Annotated in this window: 7 protein-coding genes; 2 read left to right on the forward strand and 5 right to left on the reverse strand. The window is 69.6% G+C overall.

Annotated elements, in window-relative coordinates; genetic code table 11:
• Positions 1-18: 18 nt before the first annotated feature.
• From ACTHL4_RS13605 to ACTHL4_RS13620, 4 genes are all read right to left on the reverse strand, one after another.
• Positions 19-591, reverse strand: coding sequence for an anthrone oxygenase family protein (locus ACTHL4_RS13605; protein ID WP_440283303.1), 573 nt, complete (start codon positions 589-591; stop codon positions 19-21).
• 191 nt (positions 592-782) lie between these two features.
• Entirely contained in the window at positions 783-1,499 is a 717-nt protein-coding gene (locus ACTHL4_RS13610; RefSeq protein ID WP_440283304.1) for a S1 family peptidase, read from the reverse strand.
• Positions 1,500-1,680: 181 nt separating this feature from the next.
• Entirely contained in the window at positions 1,681-2,769 is a 1,089-nt protein-coding gene (locus tag ACTHL4_RS13615; protein WP_440283305.1) for an acyl-CoA dehydrogenase family protein, read from the reverse strand.
• 7 nt (positions 2,770-2,776) lie between these two features.
• The gene (locus ACTHL4_RS13620) at positions 2,777-3,958 is read right to left on the reverse strand and encodes an acyl-CoA dehydrogenase family protein (protein WP_440283306.1); all 1,182 of its coding nucleotides are present in this window, start codon (positions 3,956-3,958) and stop codon (positions 2,777-2,779) included.
• Between the two features lie 280 nt (positions 3,959-4,238).
• On the opposite strand from ACTHL4_RS13620, the gene ACTHL4_RS13625 reads away from it, so the two are divergent.
• Positions 4,239-4,733, forward strand: coding sequence for a cupin domain-containing protein (locus ACTHL4_RS13625; RefSeq protein WP_440283307.1), 495 nt, complete (start codon positions 4,239-4,241; stop codon positions 4,731-4,733).
• A 1-nt stretch (position 4,734) separates the two neighbouring features.
• Here the strand turns inward: ACTHL4_RS13625 and ACTHL4_RS13630 are convergent, their stop codons facing one another.
• Positions 4,735-5,400 carry a winged helix-turn-helix transcriptional regulator gene (locus ACTHL4_RS13630; RefSeq protein ID WP_440283308.1) on the reverse strand — a complete coding sequence of 222 codons (666 nt, stop codon included), beginning with the start codon at positions 5,398-5,400 and terminating at the stop codon, positions 4,735-4,737.
• A gap of 150 nt (positions 5,401-5,550) precedes the next feature.
• Here ACTHL4_RS13630 and ACTHL4_RS13635 point away from each other — a divergent pair, with 150 nt between their 5' ends.
• Positions 5,551-6,387 (forward strand): class I SAM-dependent methyltransferase, encoded by an 837-nt coding sequence (locus ACTHL4_RS13635; protein WP_440283309.1) that lies wholly within the window; start codon positions 5,551-5,553, stop codon positions 6,385-6,387.
• Positions 6,388-6,510: the final 123 nt, after the last annotated feature.

Raw genomic sequence — 6,510 nt, forward strand, 5'->3', positions numbered from 1 at the left:
CGCGTGAGGATCGCCAGATCAGCGGGAGGCACCGGTGGTCACCTGACGCGCGGGCGACTCGGCACCGGCTGACGGCGATCCGGTGCGGTCCCGTTGGCCGGAGATCAGCCCGGCCACGAGCAGCACGACCGCTCCCGCCGAGAGGACCGCCCGCACCGTGTTGGCCGCGGTCCAGTGCTGCAGGTAGTCGCGCCACAACGGGACCGCACCGGCGGCGTGCGGGTCGATCCCGGCCAGCCGGTTGTTCAGCGGCACGTTGTAGAGCATCGTCAGCAGCAGTCCGGCCAGGTATGCCGAACCGCCGGCCGCCAGCAGTACGTCGGCAGTGGAGCGGTCGCCCCGGAACAAGTCGCCCCGGAACAACCGGTAGACCACGTAGCCGCCGGAGACCGCCGCTCCGCAGAAGGCGAGCATGAAAGGGCCTTGCTCGATCGACCGGTTCAGATGCTGCATCCGGGCGATGCCGGCAGGGTTCGCCATACGACCGAGCGAGGGCATGATGCGCGCCGAGAAGTCGGCGTAGATGCCGGCCGTGACGGCCGAGCCGATGGCGCCGACGAGGCTTGCGGCGACGGTGAGTCGAGAGGTCATGACGGGTGGTCTCCTACTGCTCGACCGGCCCGGTGCCGGCCCCTGCCCAGTAGTCCACCGCCGGCAGTGCGACCGATCCATCCGTCACACGCTCGCGTGCATGCGCGGACGTCCGGCACACGGCGAGCGCCGCCGGACCCGATGGGTGTCGGGTGCGGCGGCGCTCGTCGGTGGCGCTGGGAGCCCTGTGGTCAGACGCCCGTGACGGACCTGATCCAGGACCGGCTCGCCGTCAGGTTGGCGTAGTTGGAGCCGGCGTGGATATCGCTGCCCGGGTCGGCGACGTCGCCGGTCGAGCAGACCCCGACGATCTTGCCGCCGACGAAGAGGGGGCCACCGGAGTCGCCGTGGTTGGAGGCGCCGTCGACACCCTTGACGTGGATGGCGCGGCCGCCGTACGCGTCGGTGCTGGAACCGACGACGTTGACGGTCGCCTTGTTCAGATGGGTCGGCCGAGCTCCGCCGGCCGTCAGGCCATAACCCCAGATCGTGCCGGTGTCGCCGGAGCGCGGGCTGTAGGACGAGGCCAGCGGCGCGTAGCTGTTCAGCGACTTGCTGGACGACAGGTGCACCAGAGCCACGTCGCCGTAGGACGATCCGCCGATCTGGTCGGCGGCGATCGGCGTGCCCGGATTGGTCACCGAGTTGCTGAAGTAGACATCCATCCACTGGGTGCCGTCGATGCAGTGCTGTGCCGTCAGGATCCACTGCGGGGCGATCGCCTCACCGGTGCAGCCGTAGGTGCCGCCGCTCTGCCCGAACACCAACTGCACGATGTACGGCGAACTGCCGCTCGTGCCGCCGATGATGTTGGGGCTGACCGGATCCGCCATGGCGGTGCCGGTGCCGGCACCGACGAGGACCGCGCTGGCAGCGGTGGCGAGAGCCAAACGATGGAGGCTGCGCATGTGTTGCCTTCTTCTCGAGATCGATTCAACGGGATTTTTTGCCGTCAAGCGCGAAAACGCTTGCGGCTCCGCAACTTTCGCCGTCTCGAAATGTGAACACAAGACCCCCTGGGCAACTCTTGCCAAAGCTGGAGGCGTGCTTGACCAAGTGCTTACGTGCCCTTGGCGGTGCGGCGCAGGCCTACCGCAGCACGTCCACCTGCTCGTGACCGGCGACCTCGCGGGCCAGGGCCGCCAGGTGCCACCGGGTGTCGCCGAAGGTGTGCTCGATCGCGGTGATCCGCGCCGTGTGGTGGCCGACCTCGTACTCGGCGGTCATCCCGATGCCCCCGTGCAACTGGATCGCCTCCTGGCCGATGTGTCGACCGGACCGGCCGACCACGACCTTGGCGCGCGAGGCGGCGGCCGCGTCATACGGGTCGGTGGCGAGCGCCATCCCGGTGTGCAGCACGGTGCTGCGCGCCAGCTCGAGCGAGACGTACATGTCGGCGGCACGCTGGGTGAGCGTCTGGAACGCGGCGAGCGGAACACCGAACTGCTTGCGGGTCTTGAGGTATTCGACCGTCATCGGCAGCGCGGCGTCCATCGCACCGAGCGCCTCCGCGGCCACGGCGAGAATGCCGAGATTGATCGCAGCCTGCATCGCGCGGGTGGCGTCCTGCAGAGTGCCGAGGGCGACGGCCGGCGTCTCGTCGAAGCGGACGTGCATGCCGGAGACGTTCGCATCGGACACCAGGAACAACCCGGTCTCCTCCCCCACTCGTGCGGTCACGACGAGTCGGTCGGCGGCGTCGGCATACGGCACCGGCTCCTTGGTGCCGGTGAGCGTGACATCGCCCTCGGTGCCCGACGCGGTGACGTCATACGCCTGCAGCGACCAGGCTCGTCCCGGCTCGGCGAAGGCAGGCACGGTCAGCCTGCTGCCGTCGAGCAGGTCCGGCAGCAGCTTGGCCCGCTGCTCGTCGGTGCCGCCGAAGGCGATCAGCGCCGCCGCGGTGAGCGCGTCCGCGTATGCCGTCACGATGCGGGCCCTGCCGAGCTCGGCAGCAGCGATGGCGACCTCGACCGGCGACGCGCCCGCACCGCCGACCTCTTCGGCGAACGGCAGCGCGATCAGGCCCATCTCGGCGATTGCGGACCAGACGGCCGGGTCGTGTGTCGCCGGACCGACCGGCACGTCACCGGGTGTCTCGGCGGGAGCGTGCCGCGACGCCAGCTCGCGGACGGCGCCCTGCAGCGCCTTCTGTTCGTCGTCGAAGGTGAAATCCATTGTCAGATCAGCCTTTCAGTCCGAGGATGCCCGAGGCGATGATGCTGCGCTGCACCTCGTTGGACCCGCCGTAGATCGACGCCTTGCGGAAATTCAGATAGGTCGGGGTGGCGAGCGCCGTCCATGCCTCCAGCTCGCTGTCGTCCGCGTGCGACCACTGCAGCGAGGCGGGGCCGGCGATATCGGCGATGAACTCGAAGACGTCCTGCTGCAGCTGCGATCCGCGTAACTTCAGGATCGAGGACGCGGGCTCGGGCTTGTCGCCGTGCGAGTTGGCGGCCACCCGCAGGACGGTCAGCTCCAGGGCCGCCAGTTGCGTCTCCAACTCGACGAAGCGCACCGCGATCAACGGCTCGTCGAGCAGGGTGCCGTCGCCGGACCTCGTGGCGCCGGCGTGCCGCTTGGCGTCGCGGAGCGCCCGCTTGATCGCACCCACCGGAGCGACGCCGACGCGTTCGTTGCCGAGCAGGAACTTGGCGATCGTCCATCCCTTGCCGCGCTCGCCGATCAGCTGATCGGCCGGCACGCGCACGTTGTCGAAGAAGACCTCGTTGACCTCGTGACCGCCGTCGATCAGCTGGATCGGCCGCACGCTGATGCCGGGGGTCTTCATGTCGATCACCAGGAAGGAGATGCCCATCTGCTTCTTCGGCGCGTCCGGCTCGGTGCGCACCAGTGCGAAGATCCAGTCGGCATACTGCCCGAGCGTCGTCCACGTCTTCTGCCCGTTGACGACCCACTCGTCGCCGTCGAGGACCGCCTGGGTGCGCAGGCTCGCCAGGTCGGAGCCGGCGTTGGGTTCGGAGAACCCCTGACACCACCAGATGTCCAGGTTGGCCGTCGCCGGCAGGAAGCGCTCCTTCTGCTCCTGGCTGCCGAAGGTCGCGATGACCGGGCCTACCATGTTGGCGTTGAACGCCAGCGGCTGCGGCACGCTCGCCGCCTGCATCTCCTGCAGGTAGAGGTGCCGTTGCAGCTGAGTCCAGTCCTGGCCGCCCCACTCCGCCGGCCAGTGCGGCACGGCGAGGCCGGCCGCGTTGAGCAACCGCTGCGCGGTGCGCATGTCGTCGGCATCGAGCTCGCCGCCGGCGGCCCAGCGCTCGCGCAGGTCGGCCGGGATCTCGGTCGTGAAGAAGTCACGCATCCGCTGCTGGAAGGCAGCGTCCTCGTCGGACAGTTGCAGGCGCATGGCGAAGCGACCTTCCTGATCGTGGGTGTGCTACTTCACAGTAACTCACTTGCTAAGCGCTTGCTTAGTGATCCGGGGTGAGGGCGTGCCGATCTTTCCCCTGGGGAGACTTCGGCACGCCCCCGCACGCCATACCCGCACCAAACCCTCCCCTGGGGAGACTTCGGCACGCCCCCGCACGCCACACCCGCACCAAACCCTTCCCCGGGGAGACTTTGGTACGCCGCATGGAGAAGTAGCATCGCGACGAGACCTACCGTCGTACGAATCCGGAGCTGCCGTGCCGACCCACCCGTCCGACCCGATCTCCTCCGACCCGATCCCCTCCGACCCGATCCCCTCCGAGCCGATCCCCTCCGACCCGATCCCCTCCGAGCCGAGTGCCCTCGGGCTCGAGCCGCACCCCGAGGGCGGCTGGTTCCGCGAGACCTGGCGCCATCCGCAGAATGTCGAAACGGCATACGGAACAAGGTCGTTGGCCACCTGCGTGCTCTTCCTGCTGCGACCCGGCGACACCTCCGCCTGGCATCGCGTGCGCTCCTGCGAACTGTGGATCTGGCAGGGCGGCGGTCCTGTGCGGCTCACCCTCGGCGGCACCGACGACGCCCCGGCCGAGACCGGCAGCGTCACCCTCGGCCCCGGCGGGCAGCACCTGGTGCAGGCGGACGAGTGGCAGTCGGCAGTGCCTGCCGATCCCGAGCGCGCGACGCTGGTGGCGTGCGTGGTCTCCCCCGGCTTCGACTTCGCCGACTTCAGCCTGCACGAGCCGCAGTGAGCTAGGCCATCGCGAGGGCGTCCGCCAGTCGCGACCGGCCGAACCACTCCGGTATGGCGCCACGGACCTCTCCCAGCCCGTCGATCCGCAGCTCCCGGTCGCGGATCGCGTCCCGCCAACCGCGCTCGCCGCGCCATACACGGGTGAGCAGCGGCAGCGACGCGAGGATCGTGGCGCACGCCTCCACGCCCGGGTCGAAGTCACAGCAATCGGGCACGCCATGCGAGACGACGACCCACCATCGGGCATCTCGCGCTGCGACGTCGGTGAAAACCACTGCGACGCAAGTGGGTTCGTTCGGCCAACGGTGCACCGGCAGAGTGCGTTTGATGTCCCACATCAGCAGGTGCGGGTCGAGGTCCTCCTCGCCGAGGTCGGTGATCCACCGCAGGCCCCAGGTGCCGAGCGTGGTGATCGCGGCGTGCAGGTCGCGACCGCATGCGGTCAGTTCGTAGCCGGCCGCCGTCCGAGCGACCACACCGTGCCGCTCGAGGGTTCGTAACCGCTTGGCCAGCAGCGCCGGCGACATCCGCGGCACGCCACGACGGATCTCGTTGAACCGACTACTGCCGAGCAGAAGTTCGCGGATGACCAGCACGGTCCAGCGCTCGTCGAGGATCTCCATCGCCTTCGCCAGCGGACAGAACTGGCCGTATGTCGCAGCCATCGCCGCCTCCTGCGTGCCGCCCTCCTCCATGGTGCCGCGCCCCCGGGCCGGACCGCCAGTACAGATTCGCAACTGGCCGGGGTGACGGCTTCGGCGGACGCTGGGAGCAGCTCGGCCGGCCCCTCGGCTGCGCGACCCGAAGGAGGAGTCATGTCCGTCATACCTGTGGCCGGCGCGCCCGCCGATGCGGCACTGAAGGACCGCCATCGGGCGATGTGGGCAAGCGGCGACTACCCACGCATCGCCCGCGAGCTCGTCGCACCGCTCGGCCGTGAACTGGTCACGGCACTCCGGATCTGCCCGGGTGATCTGGTGCTGGACGTCGCCGCCGGGACCGGCAACGCGAGCGTGCCCGCCGCGGTGGCCGGCGCCGACGTGACCGCGTCCGACCTCACGCCGCAACTGCTGGCCGCCGGCCGCGCCGCGGCGCCGGACAGCGGCATACGGTGGCAGACGGCCGACGCGGAGGCCCTGCCTTACCCGGACGCGAGCTTCGATGTGGTGATGTCCTGCATCGGCGTGATGTTCGCACCGCACCATCGACGGGCTGCCGGCGAGATGGCACGCGTGTGCCGGCCCGGCGGTCGGATCGGTGTCCTGTCCTGGACGCCGGACGGCACGATCGGCAAGCTCTTCGCCGCCATGCGCGAGTTCATGCCACCGCCACCGGAGGGCGCCTCACCGCCTCCGCTGTGGGGCGACGCGGATCATGTGCGCCAACTCTTCGACGGCACACTCGAGCAGGTGCAGACGCGGCGCCATTCGCTGCCGGTGACGTTCTTCACCGACCCGGCGGCGTTCCGCGACTACTTCCACCACAACTACGGGCCGTCGCTGTCCACCTATCGCCTGCACGCGGACGACCCGGACCGCATCCGGGCGCTGGACACCGCGGTCGAGGAGCTCGCGGCGGGCGCGAACACCTCTGCCTCAGGGGATCTCACGATGGAGTGGGAATACCTGCTGTTCACCGGAACGCGGGTATGACGCCCCACCCGGTATGACGGGGTCCACGCACAGCGGGCCCGGTCCGTGAAGGACCGGGCCCGCTGCGAAGAGCCGCGCAGCGTCAGCTCACTTGGGCTCGACGGACGCGCCGGCGCCCTCGAG

This window comes from Flexivirga sp. (genome assembly GCF_051955415.1).
Lineage (GTDB): Bacteria > Actinomycetota > Actinomycetes > Actinomycetales > Dermatophilaceae > Flexivirga.